The sequence below is a fragment of the Ideonella dechloratans genome (assembly GCF_021049305.1).
GTDB lineage: Bacteria > Pseudomonadota > Gammaproteobacteria > Burkholderiales > Burkholderiaceae_C > Ideonella > Ideonella dechloratans.
The window spans coordinates 3,753,405-3,773,759 of record NZ_CP088081.1; the positions used below are offsets into that span (position 1 = coordinate 3,753,405).

Genomic DNA, 20,355 nt, shown 5'->3' on the forward strand with positions numbered 1-20,355 from the left:
TTGCCGCGGTTACTCGACGGCACAAGCGTCGGCCCTTGCGCGCTCCGTTCGATGAGCTCTATGGTGGCTTGGGGTCGAAACGGACCACCGATCACCGGTCCACGGGCATCAACGCCAAAGAGCACGCAGCCACAGGGACTTTCGACAGCTCATCCGCCCTACTCCAACCCCTCCACCCTCACCCCCCTCACATCCACCCTTCCCACCTCATCCACCACCCGCAGGCTGTAGTCGCCGGGTTGGGGGGGCAGCCAGGGCAGGCTTTCGCCGGGGGCGGTGCGGCCCAGCAGGCTGTCGTTGGCAAACCAGTACAGGGTTTTGACACCGGCTGCGGCGTCGGCGCGCAGCAGCAGGGGTTGGGGCCTGCGGGGGTTGAGCAGGTAGCGCACGGCGCGCAGGGGTGAGGTGATGGTGGGGGCGTCGGCGCCGGTGGCGTCGGGCACTGGGCCGAGGGTGCTGCCGTCTGAACTGGCTCCGTGGCGGCAGGCGCTGTCGTCCAGGGTGCGGCGGGGCAGGCCGGCTTGTTTGAACAGGCGCTGCATGTCGCTGCCCCACTGTTCCACCACTACTTCTTTGGCGTGCGGGGCGCTGGCGGCCTGGGGGCCGCACAGCACCTGGCCGGTCTGCGCGTCCACCCACAGGGCGCGGTGCAGGTGGCTGGGCTGGATGGGCGATTTGCCGGCAATGAACCAGGTGGTGGTGCGCGCGGGGCACAGGGCGTCCGGCGGGGCGCCGGTGCTGGTGCACACCTCCACGCGGCGCAGGTTGGCGGGCTGGGGCTGGGGCAGTTCGCCCGGGTCCAGGCGCTGGGCGCGCAGCGCGTCCACCATGCGCAGAAAGAGCGGGGCCGCGGCGTCGATGCCGATGAAGGCGGGGTTGCCGCTGCCGTCAAATTCGCCCACCCACACCACCAGCACATGGCGGCCGAAGACGCCGGCCGTCCACGCGTCCCGAAAGCCCCAGGAGGTGCCCGTCTTCCAGGCGATGGCGGGCTGGGCGGGGGCGCCGGTGTCGGGCCGGGGCGTCTGGCGCAGCATGTCCAGGGTGATGAAGGCGGCCTCGGGGCTGAGCAGGCGCGGCGGGGCGGCGGCCGCTTCGGGCGGCGCGGGGCGGGAGCCTTGCGGCGGCGGGCGCAGGTAGCTCAGCGGGCGGGCCACGCCGCCGTTGGGCAGCAGGGCGTAGAGGCGGGCCAGTTCTTCGGGTGTCACCTCGCCACCGCCCAGCACCAGGGCCAGGCCGTAGTGGGCTTCGCTTTCCAGCCGGCTGATGTGGTTGAGCTGCAGGAACTGGTAGAGGTTGGGCTGGGTGAGCCGCGCGGCCAGGGACACGGCGGGGATGTTGCGGCTGCGGATGAGCGCGTCCTGTGCGGCCACGGGGCCCATGAACTGGCCGTCGAAGTTTTCGGGCGTGAAGGGGCCGAAGGCGGTGGGCGCGTCCTTCAGCAGGGTGCGGGGGTGCAGCAGGCCCTGGTCCAGCCCCAGGGCGTAGATGAAGGGCTTGAGGGTGGAGCCGGGCGAGCGCTTGCCCAGGGTGCCGTTGACCTGGCCGGCGATGGCTTCGTCCCGGTAGTTGGCCGAGCCGACGACGGCGCGCACTTCCATGGTGGATGCGTCCAGCAGCAGGGCGCTGGCGTTGCGGATGCCCACGCCGGCCCGGCCCTTGAGGTATTCGCCCATCACCCGTTCCAGGGTGCGCTGCATGGGCAGGTCCAGCGTGGTGTGGATGCTGCCGTCGTCTTCCAGCACGGGGTTGTCGCGCGCGCTGGCCTGGCGGGCCTGGGCCAGGAGCATGTCGGTGAGGTGCGGGGCTTCGAAGGGCAGCTGGCCGCGGCTGAGGGCGGCCAGCGGGGGCAGGTGGGCGTCGGCCTCGCCGGGGTGGCGCGCGCGCCAGAGCGCCCACAGGCGCTGGCGGGCGGCTTCCAGCGCGGGGTTGGGGGCGCTGCTGGCGGTGCCGTTGCGCCCCGCGGCCACGCGCTGGCCGGGGTGCTGGGGGATGACGGCCAGGGTCAGCGCTTCGGGCAGGGTGAGGTGGGCGGCGTCGTGGTGGAAGTAGACGAGGCTGGCCGCGCCGGCGCCTTCGATGTTGCTGCCGTAGGGCGCGGTGTTGAGGTAAGCCTCCAGCAGCTCGCGCTTGCCATAGCGGGCTTCCAGCCACAGGGCGGCGGCCATTTGCTGCAGCTTGCCGCCGGGGCTGCTGCTGTCCAGGTGGTAGAGCCGGCGGGCCAGCTGCATGGTGAGGGTGGAGCCGCCCTGGCGGCGGCCACCGCGGGCCATCTGCCAGGCGCTGCGGGCCAGGGCGGCCGGGTCCACGCCGGGGTGCCACCAGAAGCCGCGGTCCTCATAGAGCAGGGTGGCCTGCACCAGGGGCGGGGCGATGGCGTCCAGCGGGGTCCACAGGCGGTACTGCTCGTCGGGCGCCAGGGTCAGGCGCAGCAGGCTGCCGTGGCGGTCGTACAGCGGGGTGGACAGGGCCAGCTGTTCGCGCAGGGGCGCGTGCGGCCACAGGCGCAGGGCGAGCAGCAGCGCCAGCAGCAGGCCCAGGCCGGTGGCGGCGCGGGTGGCCCACCGCACCGCCCGCGGCCACCGCGCCATCCACCCGGCCCCCCGCTGCCGCCCGGGGCCGGGGCGCTTACTTGCCCAGCGGCGCCACATTGAACCGGCCCGCCGCCGAGCGGCCGTAGACGCGGCGCTCGTACATGGCTTCGGCATAGGCCGCGGGCAGGGCGAACTGACCGACGTTGGTGGCCCGGGCCTTGAAGCTGATGTCCTGCGTGCCGCGGCCCACGTCGCCGAAGAAGATGAGCCGGTCTTCGCGGATGTCCACGTAGTTCAGGCTCCAGCTGCCGGTGCCGCCCACGCGGCGTTGCCACAGCGGGGTGTCGGGCGCGGTGTCGTCGGCGCTGCCGCTGTTGAGCACCGGCTCCAGCCCGCTGGGCAACACGTTGACCAGCACCACCTGGCGGGCGCTGTCGCGGTCCACGGCGCGCACGGTCAGGCGCACCGTCACTTCCTGGCCGATGCGGGCTTCGCTGATGGCGTTGCCCTTTTCGTCGAGGATGGCCTGGGTGATTTCCAGGCCGTGGGTGACGGCGGTGTCGGGCAGGTTGCGCTCGTAGCCGGTTTCGGCCCAGCCGTAGTAGAGCGGCAGGTTGCCGGGGTTGGACAGCTTGAGCTTGGCGGTGCCGTTGGGCACGGCGGCCTGCTGCAGGCTGCGCAGCTCGCCGGTCAGCGGCAGGGCCAGGCTCTTGCCAGCCTTGTCCACCGCCTGGGCCGTGACGCTGCCGCCGGCCGACGCGGCGGCCGCGCGGGCGTAGGCGTCCACCGCCAGGATGGTGGTGGCCGAGGACTGGGTGCTGTACCAGCCCTCGCCGATCATGGCGGCCAGGCGGCTCCAGCTTTCCACCGGCAGGCTGGCCAGCAGCTTGGGGAAGTGGCGCGCCCCCAGCAGGATGAGCGTGCTGTCGTGCACCAGCGGGTCGTAGTAGTAGTCCCAGCGGTTGAGCGGCTGCTTGCGGGCCACGCGCTGCTGCAGGTCGCTCCACACCGGGGCCATCAGGGCCTGGGCGGTGGCGTCCTGCTTTTGCAGCGCGAAGGCGGCGGCCAGGTAGGCCGCGCCCAGGTCGGTGCCCAGGGGGCTGGCCTTGTCGCGCTGCAGAGCAGCCTGCTGCGCCTGCCGCAGGTTGGCCAGCGCGGCGGGCACCAGCACACCCTGGCGGGTGAGCAGGTAGGCCATCTGCGCGCGGTTTCGCCAGCTGAAGGCGCTGCTGGTGTCGCCACTGCCCAGGCGGCTTTGCAGGTAGACGGTGGCCTTGCTGACCATGTCCGGCGGCACGGCCAGCTGGCGGTCCTTGGCTTCCAGCAGCAGCTGCAGGGCGTAGGTGCTGGCAAAGTCATCGGCGGTGCCGCCCGGCCACATGGCAAAGCCACCCTCGGCCGTCTGGCGGGCGCGCAGCTGGGTGAGCGTGCGCTGCAGCGCCTGCTGCGGGCTGAAGGCCGCCTGCCCCAGCGCGGCGCGGTTCTTGTTCAGTTCCTTGGCCAGCTCGGGCTGGGCGGCCAGCACCACGGAGGGCATGGTCTGGCTGACCAGCTGTTCGGTGCAGCCGTAGGGGTAGCCGTCCAGGTAGCGGATGAGGCCGGAGGCAAAGGCCCAGGGCGTGGCCGACACGGCCAGATCGCTGCGGGCGAAGGCGGGGTAGGCGTCCAGCTGGGACTTGAGCTCGCCCGCGCCCACGGCGGTGCCGCTTTGCACCAGGGTCACCAGGGCGGAGGCGGGGCGCACGCTCAGGTCGGTGCTGAGCTTGGCGCTGGCCTTGCCGGACGTGGCGGTGAAGGCCACGCTGGCCGAACCCAGCACGGCCTGCGCACCGGGCTTGGCGCGCAGGTGGAAGACGGTGGTGGCCTCGCCCTTTTCGCTGACCTTGACGGTCTGCGCGGCGTCGCCCACCACCTCCAGCCCGTTGCCCACGGCCAGGGCCAGGCGGATGGGGGCGTCCTTGCCGGAGCCGGCGATGTTGTTGGCCACGCCCACGCCGATGTCCACCGTGTCGCCCGGGGCGAGCGAGGTGGGCACGGTGGGCAGCAGCACGATGTCGCCGCGCACGGTGCTGGTGGTGGTGGCCGAGGCCACGGCCTCGTCGCTGACAACCACGGCCATCACCCGCACGGCGCCGTTGAAGGTGTCGGGCAGGGTGTAGCTGAAGGTCTTCTCGCCGTTCACGTCCACCAGGCCGGACCAGTAGGCCACCGGCGTGTCGCGCTTGCGCTTGAAGGGGTTGAGGTGCTTGCCGGCCTCGCCCTCGCCGTCGCCGCCGGGGGCGGCGCTCTGCATGAGCTTGCGGAACTCGGGCAGCACCAGGTCCAGGGTCTGCAGGGTGCTCACCTCCAGCGCGCGCTTCTGGAAGAAGTGCTTGAGCGGATCGGGCGTGGTGTAGCGCGCCACCTGCAGGATGCCCTCGTCCACCGCGAAGACGAAGGCCCGCGCCGGCTTGTCGCTGTGCAGGGTCATCTTCAGGGTGTCGCCAGGCTTGGCCAGGGCGGGCGCGTCCAGCTTGATCCTGGCGGTGCGGCGGTCCAGCCCGGTGGCAAAGGGCACGGCGCCGTAGGACAGGGGGCTGGTGTAGATCTCGTCGGAGGACGGGTCGCGCACGAACTGCACGTTCACGTAGCCGTTGCCCTCGAAGTCCTTGGGCAGGGCGATGTGCTGCACGCTGGCGGTCTGGTCGGCCTTGAACCAGGCGTGGGCGTAGACCTTGTCACGCTCGATGGTGATGAGGCCGGCGCCGGTGTAGGGCGCCTGGATGGCCAGGTCGACGGTCTCGCCGGGCTCGTAGCTCTTCTTGTTGAGCTTGATCTGCAGCTCGGCGTTGCGGTCCATCGAGCGGCTGAGGTTGGCGGCACCGGCCACCGCGTACTGCACGCGGTTGAGCACCAGGCCCTGGGCGTCGCGCACCTCCAGCGCAAAGTTGCCGGGCGCGCTGGTGTTGAGCGCCACCTTGCTGCCGGCCGCGGCAATGGCCAGCGGCTGCTCGTCCAGCGTCACGTCCTTGGCGCGGCTTTCATAGCGGTACAGGCCGTTGTTCTGCTTGACCAGCACCGACAGCACCTTGTGCTCCACCCGCACCAGCTTCAGGCCGGGCACGGCGATCTTCCGGGCCTTGGGGTCGATGGCGATGAGCTGGATCTCGCGCTTGGCGTTGCGGGCGATGTAGTCCAGCGGGTCGGGCGTTTTCACGCCCACCAGCCAGGGCTGGTCGCTCACCAGGGTCTGCACCTCGGCGGCCACGCTGCGGCCGCCTTCGGGCTCGAAGGCCTTGACCAGCACATGGGCCTGGTAGGTGGCGGCTTCAAAGCGCGAGAGGCGCAGGTCCACCTCGGCGTTGCCCTTGTCGTCGGTCTGCACGGCGCCCAGGTCGTCCATCTGCGAACGGCGGCTCACGCTGGGGTCGTAGAAGCTGTAGTCCGGCAGGCTGCGGAAGTGCGGCCAGGTGGGGGTGAGGGTGAGCCGGCTTTCCACGCGGCGGTTCTGCGCCGGGGTGCCGAAGAGGTTTTCCACATGCACCTGCAGCTTCAGGTCGTCGGGCTTGACCCAGCCTTCGGCCACCTCGGTGGAGAGGTGGGCGCTGACCTTGGTGCGGTCGGGCAGGAATTCCTGCACCTTGACGGTGGTGGAGCCGATGAGCAGCGGCGGCACGTCCGGCGCATTGGCGCTGGTCTGGCGCGGCAGGCTGAGGTTGACGGTGTAGTTGCCGGTGGGCGAGCTGTCCTGCGTGCTGTGGGCCAGCTCGGCGGTGCCGGCCGGGCCCAGGCGCAGGGTTTCGCGGCGCACGCTCAGGCCGCGCGGGTCGATGATCTCGGCCTCGACCGGCAGGTCCTTGAGCGAGGTGGCCCAGTTGGACGCCTTGACGGCGATGCCCACATGCAGCGTGTCACCGGGGCGGTAGATGCCGCGGTCGCTGAAGAGGAAGGCCGTCATCTGGTTGGGCACGCCGCTGGTGTGCAGGCCGCCCACGTCGAAGCGCGACATGTCCAGCGTGCGCTCGCCGCGGCCCAGGCTGGCCGCGCCGCCCATGGGCAGGAAGCTGAGGTCGCCGTCCTTGCGGGCCAGCAGCAGCACGGGGGCCTTTTCGCGGGTGTAGCCGTTGAGGTTGGGCAGGCTGGCGTGGCCGCTGGCGTCGGTGCTGGCGTTGGCCAGCACCAGGCCGTTGCGGCCCCAGACCTCGATGCGCGCGCCACCCACCGGCTGGCCGCTGGCGATGGACTGCACGAAGACGTCGCGCGTGCCGTCGGCCGCGCGCTTGGCGATCAGGCCCAGGTCGGTGACGATGACCAGGCGCTGGTCGTGGATGGTGGTGGGATCCACCTGCGCGGCTTCGGCATCGCCGCCCTCGCAGCAGCCCTCGCCTTCACCCTCGCCCTCGCCGCCGGCCATGGCGCTGGCGTCGCCCTCGTCACCGCCGGTGGCGGGGCCGCGCTTGGCGGCCGGGTCGTAGCCCTGCACCTTCAGCAGGAAGACGCCGCGGCGCTCGCCGCCGGCCTGCAGGTACTCGGCAAAGTCCACCGTCTCGTAATGGGACTTGCCGGGCTTGAGCTTGAGCGGGATCTCGCGCTCGAAGTGCTCGGCCAGGGTGTCGTCGTTCACTCGGCCGTAGAACTGCGGCTGGCTGAAGTTGCCATCGGCCTGGCTGACCAGCAGGTGCAGCTGCTGCGGCAGCACGCGGGCGATGTCGATCTTCACGCCCGGCAGGTCGCGCACCAGCAGGGGCAGCTTCTTCTCGCCAGACAGCGCCAGCAGCGAGCCGCGGCTCATGATGGACAGCTCGGGCGCGAAGGTCTTGATCTGCAGGATCTCGAGCCGGTCGCTGCCCAGCAGGTAGCCGCCGGGCGACTTCATGCCCTTGGCCACCTTGACGAAGAGGAAGCGCCCGCCTTCGGCCTGGGGCAGGCGGAAGGCGGCGGCCTCGGTCACCTCGCGCTCGCTGGCGATGGGGTCGAGCTTCATGGGCTTGGCGCGCTTGAGCACGGCGGGCGTCACCTCGGCCGGGTCGCTCCAGGCGAAGGGCTCGCCGCCGTCCTGCTCGGACACGGGCAGCATCCAGGCCTGCACGGTGCGGGCGTACTCGCGCTCGTGCACGGCCATGCTGGCGCCCACATGCAGCACGTGCTCGGGGTCGCCGGCGTCGTTGCTGACCACGGCGGTGCTGATCTCGCTGATGGCCAGGCTGTAGAGCCCCGGCACATCGACCGACTTGACCACCGGCGCGGGCGTGCCCGGGCCGCCGCGCTGGGCGCCCACGCCCTTGTCGATGGTGATCTGCATGGCCACCGTCTGCGCGGGAATGGCCAGCGGCTCGGACTGCACGGTGGCCTGCAGGCGCTGGGTGTCGTAGCTCACGCTGAACTTGCGCTCGCTGCCGTCGTCCAGGTGGATGCGGCTTTCCAGCGCCTTGGCGTCCACCGGGTGGTTGAAGTCCAGCGTCATGACCACGCGGCGCAGGCCGGCCTGCACCGGGTCCTGGTAGAACTCGGCCGAGCCCACGTTCATCGTGAAGCCGGCGGCGTCGAATTCGTATTTGCGCTCCTTGAGCGCCACATGCGGGGCCAGGCTCTTGCGGCCGAGCTTGAGGGTGTAGTGCTCGCCGATGGGCCAGTGGCCCTGGGGCTCGAAGCGCAGGGTGCTGGCGTCCACCCACCTCCACTGGCCGGCCACCTCGGGCGAGAGGCTGACGTCGGTGGGCTCCTTGCCGATGCGCAGCGGGGGCGCGGCCGGCGCGCTGAAGCTGAGCACCAGGGGCTGCGGGCCGCCGTTGTTGCGGTAGTCCGGCGCGCCGGGCGGCTGCAGCTGCACGGTCACCGTGGCCGCGCCCATGTCGTCGCCCAGCAGGCCCAGGTTCATCCAGGCCGGGGCCCAGGCGCGCCAGCGCTGGGCGATATGCGGGGCCTGCCACACGGCCGCCCCGGCCAGCGCCGCCACCACCAGGGTGAGCAGGGCATGGGCCTGCAGCAGGCCACCCAGCCGGCCCAGGCCACGCCCGGCCGCCTGCGCCCAGGCCGGCGGGGCCCACTGCCCCAGCACCCGGCGCGCCACCGGCGCCGCCGCCTGCCCCGCCTGGCCCAGCCAGCGTGCCACCTGCGCGAACGCGCGCCCGACCTGTTCGTTGGCCTGCTTGAGCATGGCTCTCCCCCTCCGTGATGGCGGGGATTATTCCCAGGTGTGCTGACAGAGGCACCCTCATCCCGGGTGTCCTCCCCAATTGGGGGATGTCCCGTCGGTGGAATCAGACAGTGGGTAACACGGGGTAAGGCAAGATCCCAGGCAGCTCTCACACGCATCCAGGGAGGGATCGGTGCCTGCGTTGAACGAAGACGCCCGCGTGGCGGTGATGGTGGATTGCGACAACGTGTCGCCAGATATCCTGGAACATGCCCTGCAGATGGCCGCCCAGTTCGGCCGCGTGGTTCTGCGACGTGGCTATGGCAACCCGGAGGCCCTGAGCAACAAGTGGCAGGAAGCCCTGGTTCAGTGGGCCTTCACCCCCTGCCTGCAGTTTCGCTATTCGGCCGGCAAGAACACCTCGGACATCGCCCTGGCGCTGGACGCCATGGAGGCCCTGTTCGACCAGCGGGCCGAGGTCTTCTGCCTGGTGACCAGCGACTCGGACTTTGCCTACCTGTGCCGCAAGCTGCGCGAGCGGGGCGCGTCGGTCTGCATCGTGGGCGAGGCCAAGACGCCCCCCGCACTGCGCAATGCCAGCGATCAGTTCTTCGAGTGGGCCAAGCCCAAGCCTCAGCCGCCCGAGCCGCCGGCTGCGGAATGCACGAAGGCCCCGGAGAAGCCTGCTGGCGACATGGGCGTCGCGCCAGCCGCCAAGCCACTGCCCAAGCACCGCCCGCGCTTTGTGCTGGATGCTGTGAAGCTGCTGGTGAGCGAAGCCTCGGAGGGCAAGGTGGGGTTGGGCGCGCTGGGCCAGTACCTCAAGCGCACCAACCCCGCTTTCACACCCAACCAGTACGGGCACGCCGGCCTGCTGCAGATGCTCAAATCCTATGAGCACCAGCTCTCGCTGAAACAGGAGCCCAATGGCGGCTGGTCGGTGAGCCTGAAGACCGCCACAACCGCCGATTGACCCCCACCAAGGAGCCCCCCCATGACCACCGCCCTGCTCGTCATCGATGTCCAGACCACCCTCTGCGTCGGCCCCTGGGCCGTGCACGATGCGGCCGGCCTGATCGACCGGATCAACAGCGTGTCGCGCACCGCGCGTGCGGCGGGGGCGCCGGTGGTGTTCATCCAGCACGAGGACGACCACCCGCTGATGCGCCATGGCAGCGAGGGCTGGCAGCTGGCGCCCGGGCTGGAGACGGCCGAGGGCGACCTGTTCGTGCGCAAGACGACGCCCGATTCCTTCTTCAAGACGGACCTGATGGGCAAGCTGCAGGCCCGGGGCGTGACGGCGCTGATCGTCTGCGGGGCGCAGACGGATTTCTGCGTGAGCACCACCACCCTGGGCGCGCTGGAGCACGGCTTTCCGGTGACGCTGGTGTCCGATGGCCACTCGACGCTGGACAACGGGGTGCTGACGGCGCCGCAGATCATCGCCCACCACAACCGCACGCTGTCCCACATGGACAGCTTCGGCGTGAAGGTGACGCTGGTGCCGGCCGCCGAGGTGACCTTCCCCCCGGCGGCCTGAGCGGCTGACCCGTCAGGTCACCACCCTGCTCAGAAGCGCTGGGTCACCCCCAGCACCACGCCGCGGCGCGGGCCGTACTGGGCCGCGCCCACGCCGATGCCCGAGCCGTCGCGGATCTGGTACACCTTGTCGAACAGGTTGGTGACTGCCACGCGCAGCTCGGTGGGGCCCACGCCCTGGGCCAGCATGAGGCTGTGCTGCACGCCCAGGTTGACCTGGGTGTAGGCCGGCAGGTGGCCGGTGTTGGCAAAGCCGTTGCGCAGGCCGCTGCCGTGGATCAGGTCCAGCGAGGCGGTGCTGCCTTCGGCCCAGCGGTAGCTCACGCCGGCCGAGGCCGAGGTGGCCTGGTCGTGGTCCAGGTGCACCCAGTGGCTGTTGATGTAGTCCAGCTCGTCCTGCTCGAAGTTGAACTGGCCGCTCTCCACCCCCTTGCCGAAGGCCCGCGCCAAGGCCACGTTGGCGTAGGCCGAGAAGGCGTCCTGGTGGTAGTTGGCGCTGAGCTCCAGGCCCCAGATGCGGGCCTTCTGGTAGTTGAAGGCGGAGTAGATCAGCGCGTTGCCGAACTGGCCCTCGTCCTGCAGGTGGCGCACGTGGCGGTAGTAGCCGTCCAGGCCCACGGTCAGCGCGGGGCTGAGCTGCTGCGAGATGCCGGCGTCGACGTAGTGGCTGCGCTCGGAGCGCACGGCGGTGTTGGCATCTGACGGCAGGGCGTTGGTGGTGCCCAGGAACTTGGCCACCGAGGTCTGGTCGATCAGCTCGGTGGGCGGCGGGGTGAAGTAGCGCGCATAGCCCACATGCACCCGGGTGCTGGGGCTCAGGTCGTACACGGCGCCCAGGCGCGGGCTGAGCTGGTGCTCGTTGACCACGGTGTTCACCTGGTCGTAGCGCAGGCCGTAGTTGACGGTCAGGGCCTCGGTCGGGGTCCACTCGTCCTGCAGATAGGCGCTCCACTGGTGGCCGATGATGCGGCTGTTGTCGACGAGGGTCTCGGGCACGTCGCTGGTGGCGTTGCCGTCGGCATCGGCCGGGAAGACCTGGGCGGTGTTGTCGGTGGTGCCGCGCTCGTGCTGGAAGGCGAAGCCGCTGCGCAGGGTGTGGGCCGGGTTGATGACCCAGCTCAGGTCGCCCTGCAGACCGGTGGCGGCGTTGCTGCGCAGCACGTTGGCGGCCACGCCGTTGAACATCAGGTCGCCGCGGTCATCCGGGGTGTAGTGCACGTCGGTGCTGCGGGCATAGGCGGCCAGCTGGTAGTCCACGCCCTCGCCCAGGCTGCTTTGCAGCGCCAGCACGCCAAAGCGGTTGCGCTCCTTCTGGCGCGCGTCCAGCGTGGCCGAGTCGATGCTGTCGCTGCCGTTCAGGCTGAAGTTGGGCGTCTGGCCCGGCACGTCGGGGATCTGGAAGCGGTTGTTCGAGAAGCCGCCCATGACGCTCAGCCGTGTCCCGGGGCTGAGCAGGTAGGACACGGTGCCGAAGGCGTTGCCCTGCTGGGTCTGGTCGTGCAGGGGATGGCGACTGCTGGTGGGGTTCTCGATGCCCTCGTCGCTGCGCAGGGCCGAGCCGGTCAGGTAATAGCTCAGCACCCCCTCGGTGCCGCCCACCTCGGCGCTGGCCTGGCGGTGGCCGTTGCTGCCGGTCTCCAGGCCCACGCTGCCGCCGTTGGCGAAGGTGTTGTCATGGGTGTGGATGTCCACCACGCCGGCGGTGCGGTTGCCGTACTGGGCCGGCAGCGCGCCGGTGATCAGCGAGAGGTGGTCGGCCAGGCGGGTCTGCAGGGCCTGGCCGAAGCCGCTGATGGACTCGGGGATCTGGATGCCGTCGATGCGGTACTGCAGGTTGGCGTGGTCGCCGCGCACATGCAGCTGGCCGTACGAATCCTGCACCACGCCGGGGGCCTGCAGCAGCACCTGGTTGAGCGGGGTGGATTCGCCTTGGGGCAGGCGCTGCAGGTCCTCGGCATCGAAGCGGTAGACCGAGCTGCCGGTGTCGGGCGACAGCCCATTGCGGGCCGCGTCCAGCTTCTGGCGCTGGGCACTGATTTCCACGCGCTGGGTGGGCGCGGTGTCGGAGGAGGGGGACGCGGTGGTGGTGGGTGCCGTCTGAGCACGGGCGGGGGTGGCCAGCAGGCTCAGGGCGCCGGGAAAGGCCAGGGACAGGGCGAGCGCCAGGCTCGTCCGGGGAAAGTTCTTCACGCAGAAACTCCTTGCGATGCGCGCAGGAGCGGACACAGGCACGCCAGGTACAGGCAGGCCTGCGCTCGCGCGCATCGGAATGCAAATAGGGGTGCAGCGAGCGGGCCAGCCGCGCCGCCAGGGCGCGGGCCGTCCCGCTCAGGACAGGAGGGCGGTGAAGCGCGCCGGCGGATCGCGGGCGCTGTGCGGCGGGCGCGCGGCCTCGCGCCACAGGAAGGGCTCGCTGCGCGGCGCCGTCTGCTGCAGGGCCAGCAGCGCCGGCGGCGCGAAGCGCCACACCGCCAGGTCACCCAGCTGGGCAAAGCCCAGGCAGAGCTGGCAGACGGCATCGGCCCGGTCGCGGCCCTCGCCGCGGGGTGCCTGGAACGCGCCGGCGGCCGCAGGCTCGGCCAGGGCCACGGCCGGGCCGGCCGCGCCACGCAGGGCCGGCAGCAGGTGGCTGAGCTCGTGCAGCACCGCGCCCTGCTGGGCCAGCAGGAGCACGAGAGACAACAGTGAGAACCGCCAGGACAGCCAGGACTTGCGCACGGTCAAGATTCTAGAGAGGCGGGTGTGGCCCCGTGCATAGAATGCCGGCCCCTGCCCGCCCTTCCCCCCAAGTTCGCATGTCCGACACCCCCACCATCGTCATCCACGAGGGCCTGCAGGCCTACATCGACCCGCTGCGCCCCGAAGAGGAAGAGGCCCTGGAGGCCAGCCTGCTGGCCGAGGGCTGCCGCGAGGCCCTGGTGCTGTGGGGCGACGTGCTGGTGGACGGCCACAACCGCCACCGCCTGTGCACCAAGCACGGCATCCCCTTCCGCACGGTGCAGAACCCGCGCCTGAAGACGCTGCAGGACGTGCAGCTGTGGATGATCGACCAGCAGTTGGGCCGGCGCAGCGTGTCCAACTTCCAGCGCGGCGTGCTGGCCCTGCGCAAGCGCGAGCTGCTGGAGGCCCGCCGCGCCGCCCGCATGGCCGCCCTGGCCGAAGCCCCGAGCGCCACGGTGGACGCCGCCGCCCCGGCCGCCGCCGAGCCGACCACCGAGGGCGAGGCCCCGCCCTGGGCCGGTGAAGGCGGCAGCGCCCCCGCGGCGCCCCTGCCCGAGCCCAAGCCGCTGGACAGCCGCGAGGCGGTGGCCAAGGCGGCCCGCCTGTCCAGCGCCCAGGTGCAGATGATCGAGAAGATCCACCAGCAGGCCACGCCCGAGGTGGTGGCCGCGGTGCGCGCGGGCACGCTGTCGATCAACGCCGCGGCCGCGGTGGCCACGCTGCCGGCCGAGGAGCAGGCCGCCGCCGCCCAGGCCGGCGCCGACGAGCTCAAGCAGGTGGCCAAGCGGGTGCGCGACGCCAAGCGCAAGCCCAAGGCCGAGGAGGGCAGTGAGGCGGCCGAGGCCGGCGGCGACACGCTGGACAGCCTGCGCCAGCGCGTGGCCGCGCTGGAAGCCGAGAACGCCGAACTGAAGCGTCAGCTCGCCGCGCTGGGCGCCACGCCGGCGGTCTGAAGCCCGGCCCGCGCGGCATAGCGCCGCGCCAGCACCGCGCAGACGAAGAGCTGCAGCTGGTGATAGAACATGATGGGCAGCACCACGGTGCCCAGCACCGGGTTGCCGGCGAACAGCAGCCGCGCCATCGGCACACCGGAGGCCAGCGTCTTCTTGCTGCCGCAGAAGACGGCGACGATCTCGTCTTCCACCGCAAAGCCCAGGCGGCGCGCCAGCCAGCGGGTGAAGGCCAGCATCGGGAACAGGAACAGCGCCGCGCCGGCCAGCACCAGGGCCAGCAGGCCCAGGCCGTGGCGGGCCCACAGGCCGTCGGCCACCGCGTCGCTGAACGAGCACCAAACCAACATCAGGATCACGCCTCGGTCCACCCACTGCGTGACGGGCTTGATGCGCTTGAACCACTCGCCCACGAAGCGCCGCGCCACCTGGCCCAGCACGAAGGGCAGCAGCAGCATGCGCGCCACCTTGAGCATGGTCTCGCCCAGCGGCATGGCGCCGCCGTCCACGCCGGTGTGGAACATCAGGCTGGCCAGCAGCGGGGTGAGCACCACGCCCAGCAGGGTGGACAGGCTGGCGTTGAGCACGGCGGCAGCCACGTCGCCCCTGGCCAGCGCGGTCATCGCCACCGACGACGACACGGTGGACGGCAGCACCGCCAGGTAGAAGAAGCCCAGGCGCAGGTCCGGCGGCACCCACTGGCCGAAGGCCGCGTCCAGCGCCCACCACCACAGCGGGAAGAAGGCGTAGGTGCACAGCTGCACCAGCAGGTGCAGGCGCCAGCGGCTGGCCCCGCTCAGCAGGCTCTCGGTGGACAGGCCCATGCCGTGCAGGAAGAAGATCAGGAAGATGCCGATGTCGGAAGCCTGGTCCAGGTGCAGCCAGCCGCCGCTGCGGCCGATCTGCGGGGCCAGGCTGGCCACCCCCACGGCGGCGATCATGCCGACGAGGAAGACATCGACCTTGCCGGCGGCAGCGCGGCGCGGCCGCAGGGACGGGAAAGAGGAAGGCATGGCGGGCAGTGTCGTGTTCGGGATGGCGTTAGGCTAAGGGCTGCGGCCACGCTCCCCTGCCTGCGCTGCGCCAAGCCATGCCGCCAAACCGCCAAACTGCCCTGCGCCGCCCCCAGGCCGAACGCCGCGTCCCGCGGCTGGCGGCCCTGCCGCGCCCGGTGCTGGCCCGGGTGGAGGCCCTGGCACCCGGCGCCTGGAGCGCGCCCCACAGCCATCCCTGGGGCCAGCTGTCCTATGCCATCGAGGGGGTGCTGCAGGTGGAGACGGCCGACGGCTGCTTTCTGGCGCCGCCGGAGCGGGCGGTGTGGGTGCCCGCGGCGCTGGCCCATTCGATCCACAACATCGGCCCGGCGCAGATGCGCAGCCTGTACGTGCAGGCCGGCACGCCCGGCCTGCCGACGCAATGCCAGGTGCTGGAGATCCCGCCGCTGCTGCGCGAGCTGGTGCTGGCGGTGTGCGCCCTGCCCGAGCACTACGACGAGGCCGGCCCCGAAGGCCGCCTGGTGGCGGTGACGCTGGACCAGCTGGCCCAGGCCCGCCCGGCGGCGCTGGACCTGCCCCTGCCCACCGATGCCCGGCTGCGCCGGCTCTGCAGCGCCCTGCAGGCCGACCCGGCCAACACCCGCACCTGGGCCCAGTGGGGCGAGGCGGTGGGCCTGAGCGAGCGCTCGCTGGTGCGGCTGTTCCAGGCCCAGACGGGGCTGGCGCCCGGGGCCTGGCGGCGCCGGCTGCGCCTGCTGCTGGCCCTGGGGCCGCTGGCCGCGGGCACCAAGGTGGCGGCGGTGGCGGCCGAGTGCGGCTATGCCTCGCCCTCGGCCTTCATCACCGCCTTCAGCGCCGAGTTCGGGCTCACGCCCACGCAGATGTTCGCCGCCCCATGAGCGCCCCATGAACGCCCCGCGCCCCGCCAAGGCGCTGCCGGCCATCGCCCCGGCGCGCTGCACCGGCTGCGGCCGCTGCGTGGGCCTGTGCCCGCCGCAGGTGCTGTGGCTGGCGGCGGCCGACCCGCGCGGCTGGGGCCCCAAGCAGGCGGTGCTGCACGACCCGGCCGGCTGCACCGGCTGCGCCCTGTGCGCGGTGCACTGCCCCTTTGACGCCATCCAAATGCTGCGCATTAGTACCGCCCCGGCGGCACCACAAGGGTCAAGTGGGGGTCAGTGATGGCCGACAACGGTGAACAGCCGCGGGATACTGACATTTCCGCGCCCCGAAGCCGAACGCCCGCCAACCGCCGCCAACCCACCATGTGGACCACCTTGCGCCGCCTGCAGACCGCCTGGACACGGTCCGCGCCGCCCCCCGAGGGGCGGCCGCAGGGGGTGCCGGCCGTGCCGGCGGCAGGGCCGGCCTCCCGGACGGCAGGCGATGAATCGGTGCCGCCGGTGCTGCTGCTCCCACCCGACCCCCTGCTGGACCAGCGCTTTGCCGGTCTGCTGCTGAAGGTGGCGCACTGGGACGACACCGCGCCCAACGCGTCCGAGCAGGAGACGCTCAAGCGGCTGGCCGCCCTGGTGGCCCAGCCCCAGGCGGATGCCGTGGTGCCCCGCCGCCCCACGGCTCTGCCACGGCTGCTGGGCCTGATGCAGGACGACAACGCCTCGCCCCGCGAGCTGGCCGCCCTGGTGGCCCAGGACCCGGCCCTGCTGGGCGAGGTCATGCGCCTGGCCAACTCGGTGCATTACCGCGGCGAGCGGCGCATGGAAAGCCTGGAGCAGGCCCTGATGATGCTGGGCCAGTGGGGCCTGCGCCAGCTGGTGACCCGGGCCCTGATGACCCCGGTCTTCAGCGCCCGCCAGGGCCGCTTCGGCCCCCAGGCCAACCCCCGGCTGTGGGACGAGGCCGCGCGCTGCGCCCATGGCTGCGCCTGGTTGAGCCAGACGCCGGAGACCCGTTTTGACGCCTACCTGGCGGGCATGGTGGCGGACACCGGCCTGATCGCCGCGCTGCGCCTGATGGACCAGGTCTTCCCCGCCGACGCCCCCGTCGGCAGCAGCCGCTTCCTGGCCGAGCTGCTGTCGCTGGCGGCCCGGCTCTCGGCCGGCATCGCCCGCCAGTGGCACCTGCCCGGCCCGGTGATCGCCGCCCTGGCGGCCCATGCCGAGGCCTGCGGACGCGAACACACCGCCCCGGCCCCCGGCCTGGGCGCGAACCTGGAAACAGCCCTGCGCTGCGCCCGCCTGCTGATGCTGCGCAGCAGCGGCGTGGCGGACGCCGAGGCCCTGGCGCCGGCGAGCGCCCCCTGCCTGCAGGAGCTTGAACGGGTCTTCCTGCCCGCGGCCCAGACCACCCTGCACGCGGCCTGAGACGTCCGCAGGGCGCCCGGCTCAGCGCGCGGCGACCGATTTCGGGGCCGCCTTGGGCAGCACGTAGCCGTCGCTCAGCGTCTTCAGAAAGGCCACGATGTCCTGCACCTCGGCCTCGCTCAGGCGAGGCTTGTCGCCCGGCTTCTGCCCGAAGGGCGCGTCCCGGTTCAGGTTCCCGACATAGGCGGCGGGCAGGTCGTCGGGCACGCGCTGCGGCCGGCCGTGCGCATCGCGGTAGAGCTTCTGCGGCTGGGTGTCGCGCAGGGTGTAGAAGCGCACCGCCTCGTCGAGCCGGTGGTAGACGCCGTTGTGGAAGAAGGCCTGGCGGGTGGCCACGTTGCGCAGCGAGGGCGTCTTGAACAGGCCGCAGTACTCGGGATGGTCCTTCAGGTCGGTGCGCAGCGGGCCGCACAGGCCCAGGTCGAAGAAGGCCGGGTCGGCATTGGCCGGCAGGCTGCGGTTGCGCGGCACGCCCAGGGCGATCAGGCCGTCGTCGGTGAAGCGCGGCCAGGTGCCCCGCTTGATGGCGCTGATGTGGCAGCTCGCGCAGTTGCCGCGGGCGGGATCGTTGAAGGCCTCGAAGCCGCGGTGCTCGGCCGGCGAGAGCTGCACCTGCCCGCGCAGGAAGGCGTCGTACTTGCTGCTGTAGGGCGAGAAGGTGGGCGGGTGCTGCTGGAAAACCTCCAGCGCCAGCAAGAGGCCCTTCCAGGCCAGTTCGGGCTGGGCCAGCACATGCGGGCCGAAGGCGGCCTGGAAGGGCGCCGCGCTGGACGAGCGGGCCAGGCGGGTGATCACCTCGGCCGGGTTGGCGTTGGCCATCTCGTTGGCCGCCAGCAGGGGCAGGGCCGCCTGGTCGTGCACGCTGGCGGCGCGGCCGTCCCAGGTGAAGCCGCCGGTGGGGCCGTTGTCGATGCTGTCGTCGCCCTCGCTCTCCTGGTAGTGCTCGGAGAAGCTGGGGGTGGCGGCCCGGTACATCAGCGAAGGCGGCGGGCGCAGACCCACCTGGTCCAGATGCGGGCCGCCCTTCTGGGCCGACAGGCCGTTGGGCGGGCCATAGGCATGGGCCGGGTCGTGGCAGCTGGCGCAGGCCATGCGGCCCGAGGCCGAGAGACTGCGGTCGAAGAACAACACCCGCCCCAGATCGGTCAGCGTGGCGGCATCGGGTTGGTGCTCGAAGCGGGTGCCGTAGAAGGAGGGCGCGGCCGCGGCGGACAGCAGCGTGGCGGCCAGCGCCAGCGGCCAGCGCCGCAGGAATCGGGACAGGGCAATCACGGGGAACCTGTGTGAGACAGCGGAAACCAGGTGACACGATAAGACCGCGAAGCTGTCCATCGGGTGACATCGGCGAGAGGCAGTACGGGGCGCTGGCCCATCACGGAACTGTCACGCGGGATGCCGAAGCTGCGCGGACGTTTCAACTTCTTTGCCCGCCCACCATGATCGGAAACATCCGCACCCTGCGTGCCCTGACCGCCCCGGCCGTGCTGCTGGCCACCCTCGGCACCACCGGCTGCAACGGCAGCAGCCAGACCACCACCGAGGCCCTGCAGTCGGACATCCAGAACATCGTCGTCATCTACGCCGAGAACCGCTCCTTCGACAGCCTGTTCGGCCACTTCCCCGGCGCCAACGGCCTGTCGGCCGTGATGGACGCCAACGGCAAGCCCACCAGCGCCTACATCCCCCAGGTGGACCGCGACGGCAGCGCCCTGTCCACCCTGCCCCCGGTGTGGGGCGGCGTGACCGCCGGCGGCATCACCCCGGCCGTGACCCAGGCCCAGAGCACGGGCCTGGCCAACCAGCCCTTCAGCGTCGAGACCGCCTTCCAGACCTCGGCCAACGCCACGCTGGACCTGTCCACCGTCACCCGCGACATGTACCACCGGTTCTTCGAGAACCAGATGCAGATCAACGGCGGCAAGAACGACCAGTTCGTCGCCTGGGCCGACTCCGGCGCCATGGTGATGGGCCAGTTCGACAGCAGCAGCTCGGCCCTCTACAAGCTGGCCCAGCAGTACACCCTGGCCGACAACTTCTTCCAGGGCGCCTTCGGCGGTTCCTTCCTGAACCACCAGTACCTGATCTGCGCCTGCGCGCCCGAGTACCCCAACGCCGACACCGCCGCCGCCGCCCCCAGCATCGCCGTGCTGGACAAGGACAGCAGTGGCAACTACACCCACAACCTGAGCGTGGCCAGCGGCAGCCCGGCCTCGGCCATGGACGGCAAGCCCGTCTTCGTCAAGAGCGGCAACATCACGCCGGCCAACTACTTCGGCGACAACAAGTTCTACGCCGTCAACACCATGCAGCCGCCCTACCAGCCCAGCGGCAATGCGCCGGTGGACGTGAGCGGTACCGACAGCCTCTACGCCAACGCCACCAAGAGCACCACCCTGCCGGCCCAGACGGCCACCAACATCGGTGACCTGCTGACCGCCAAGGGCGTGAGCTGGAAGTGGTACGCCGGCGCCTGGAACGCCGCCACCACCGACGGCACCCAGGACCCGGCCAGCACCCGCTCGGTGATCTATGCCGGCAACAGCTACGGCGTGGCCACCACCGCCAACCTGGACTTCCAGCCCCACCACCAGCCCTTCAACTACTACGCCGAGTTCGACCCGGTCACCCACGCCACCGAGCGCGCCAACCACCTGCAGGACTACACCAACCTGGTGGCCGACGCCGCCGCCGGCACCCTGCCCGCCGTGTCCTTCTACAAGCCCGAAGGCCTGTACAACCAGCACCCGGGCTATGCCAACGTGACGGACGCCGACCAGAAGATCGCCGACCTGGTGGCCAAGCTGCAGGCCAGCCCGCAGTGGAAGCACATGATGATCGTCATCACCTACGACGAGAACGGCGGCCAGTGGGACCACGTGGCGCCGCCCGCCGCCGACAAGATGGGCCCGGGCACCCGCATCCCGGCCCTCATCATCTCGCCCTACGCCAAGAAGGGCACGGTGGACCACACCCAGTACGACACCGCCTCGGTGCTGCGCCTGATCACCCGCCGCTTCGGCCTGCCCACCCTGCCGGGCCTGACCACCCGCGACGAGGCCCTGAAGGCCAATGGCGGCCAGCCCATGGGCGACCTGACCAACGCGCTGAACCTGTGATGGCCTTGTGAGGATCGCCGGACGCCCCCGGGGCGTCTGGTGTCAAATCCGCGGCGCGGCGCCT

Annotated in this window: 13 protein-coding genes; 7 read left to right on the plus strand and 6 right to left on the minus strand. The window is 71.5% G+C overall.

Annotation, left to right across the window (positions count from 1 at the left end):
• Positions 1-158 precede the first annotated feature (158 nt).
• Together pbpC and LRM40_RS17530 are read right to left on the minus strand one after the other, a co-directional pair.
• The gene (gene pbpC, locus LRM40_RS17525; RefSeq protein ID WP_231067629.1) at positions 159-2,570 is read right to left on the minus strand and encodes a penicillin-binding protein 1C; all 2,412 of its coding nucleotides are present in this window, start codon (positions 2,568-2,570) and stop codon (positions 159-161) included.
• 58 nt (positions 2,571-2,628) lie between these two features.
• Positions 2,629-8,670, minus strand: coding sequence for an alpha-2-macroglobulin (locus tag LRM40_RS17530; protein WP_231067630.1), 6,042 nt, complete (start codon positions 8,668-8,670; stop codon positions 2,629-2,631).
• Between the two features lie 208 nt (positions 8,671-8,878).
• On the opposite strand from LRM40_RS17530, the gene LRM40_RS17535 reads away from it, so the two are divergent.
• Both LRM40_RS17535 and LRM40_RS17540 read left to right on the plus strand, forming a co-directional pair.
• Positions 8,879-9,622: an NYN domain-containing protein gene (locus LRM40_RS17535; RefSeq protein WP_151126030.1), complete on the plus strand. Its 744-nt coding sequence runs from the start codon at positions 8,879-8,881 to the stop codon at positions 9,620-9,622.
• A 21-nt stretch (positions 9,623-9,643) separates the two neighbouring features.
• A complete protein-coding gene (locus LRM40_RS17540) occupies positions 9,644-10,189 on the plus strand; it encodes a cysteine hydrolase family protein (RefSeq protein ID WP_151126029.1) in 546 nt (181 codons plus the stop codon).
• Positions 10,190-10,218: 29 nt separating this feature from the next.
• Here LRM40_RS17540 and LRM40_RS17545 read toward each other — a convergent pair whose 3' ends face one another.
• Positions 10,219-12,378: a TonB-dependent receptor gene (locus LRM40_RS17545; protein ID WP_151126028.1), complete on the minus strand. Its 2,160-nt coding sequence runs from the start codon at positions 12,376-12,378 to the stop codon at positions 10,219-10,221.
• Between the two features lie 138 nt (positions 12,379-12,516).
• Positions 12,517-12,870 (minus strand): hypothetical protein, encoded by a 354-nt coding sequence (locus LRM40_RS17550; protein ID WP_231067631.1) that lies wholly within the window; start codon positions 12,868-12,870, stop codon positions 12,517-12,519.
• Positions 12,871-12,983: 113 nt separating this feature from the next.
• Here LRM40_RS17550 and LRM40_RS17555 point away from each other — a divergent pair, with 113 nt between their 5' ends.
• Positions 12,984-13,862 carry a coiled-coil domain-containing protein gene (locus LRM40_RS17555; RefSeq protein ID WP_231067632.1) on the plus strand — a complete coding sequence of 293 codons (879 nt, stop codon included), beginning with the start codon at positions 12,984-12,986 and terminating at the stop codon, positions 13,860-13,862.
• Here LRM40_RS17555 and LRM40_RS17560 read toward each other — a convergent pair.
• Positions 13,826-14,872, minus strand: a complete 1,047-nt coding sequence (locus tag LRM40_RS17560; RefSeq protein WP_151124851.1) for a bile acid:sodium symporter family protein — start codon at positions 14,870-14,872, stop codon at positions 13,826-13,828. The two genes, LRM40_RS17555 and LRM40_RS17560, sit on opposite strands and share 37 nt — an antisense overlap.
• A gap of 77 nt (positions 14,873-14,949) precedes the next feature.
• Between LRM40_RS17560 and LRM40_RS17565 the strand changes: the two genes are divergently transcribed.
• From LRM40_RS17565 to LRM40_RS17575, 3 genes are all read left to right on the plus strand, one after another.
• The gene (locus LRM40_RS17565; RefSeq protein WP_151124850.1) at positions 14,950-15,753 is read left to right on the plus strand and encodes a helix-turn-helix domain-containing protein; all 804 of its coding nucleotides are present in this window, start codon (positions 14,950-14,952) and stop codon (positions 15,751-15,753) included.
• Positions 15,754-15,760: 7 nt separating this feature from the next.
• Positions 15,761-16,033 carry an ATP-binding protein gene (locus LRM40_RS17570; RefSeq protein WP_151124849.1) on the plus strand — a complete coding sequence of 91 codons (273 nt, stop codon included), beginning with the start codon at positions 15,761-15,763 and terminating at the stop codon, positions 16,031-16,033.
• An 83-nt stretch (positions 16,034-16,116) separates the two neighbouring features.
• Positions 16,117-17,175 (plus strand): HDOD domain-containing protein, encoded by a 1,059-nt coding sequence (locus LRM40_RS17575; protein WP_151124848.1) that lies wholly within the window; start codon positions 16,117-16,119, stop codon positions 17,173-17,175.
• A 21-nt stretch (positions 17,176-17,196) separates the two neighbouring features.
• On the opposite strand, the gene LRM40_RS17580 is transcribed toward LRM40_RS17575, so the two are convergent.
• The gene (locus LRM40_RS17580) at positions 17,197-18,447 is read right to left on the minus strand and encodes a cytochrome-c peroxidase (protein ID WP_231067633.1); all 1,251 of its coding nucleotides are present in this window, start codon (positions 18,445-18,447) and stop codon (positions 17,197-17,199) included.
• A gap of 164 nt (positions 18,448-18,611) precedes the next feature.
• On the opposite strand from LRM40_RS17580, the gene acpA reads away from it, so the two are divergent.
• Positions 18,612-20,291: an acid phosphatase gene (gene acpA, locus LRM40_RS17585; protein WP_151124846.1), complete on the plus strand. Its 1,680-nt coding sequence runs from the start codon at positions 18,612-18,614 to the stop codon at positions 20,289-20,291.
• Positions 20,292-20,355 lie beyond the last annotated feature (64 nt).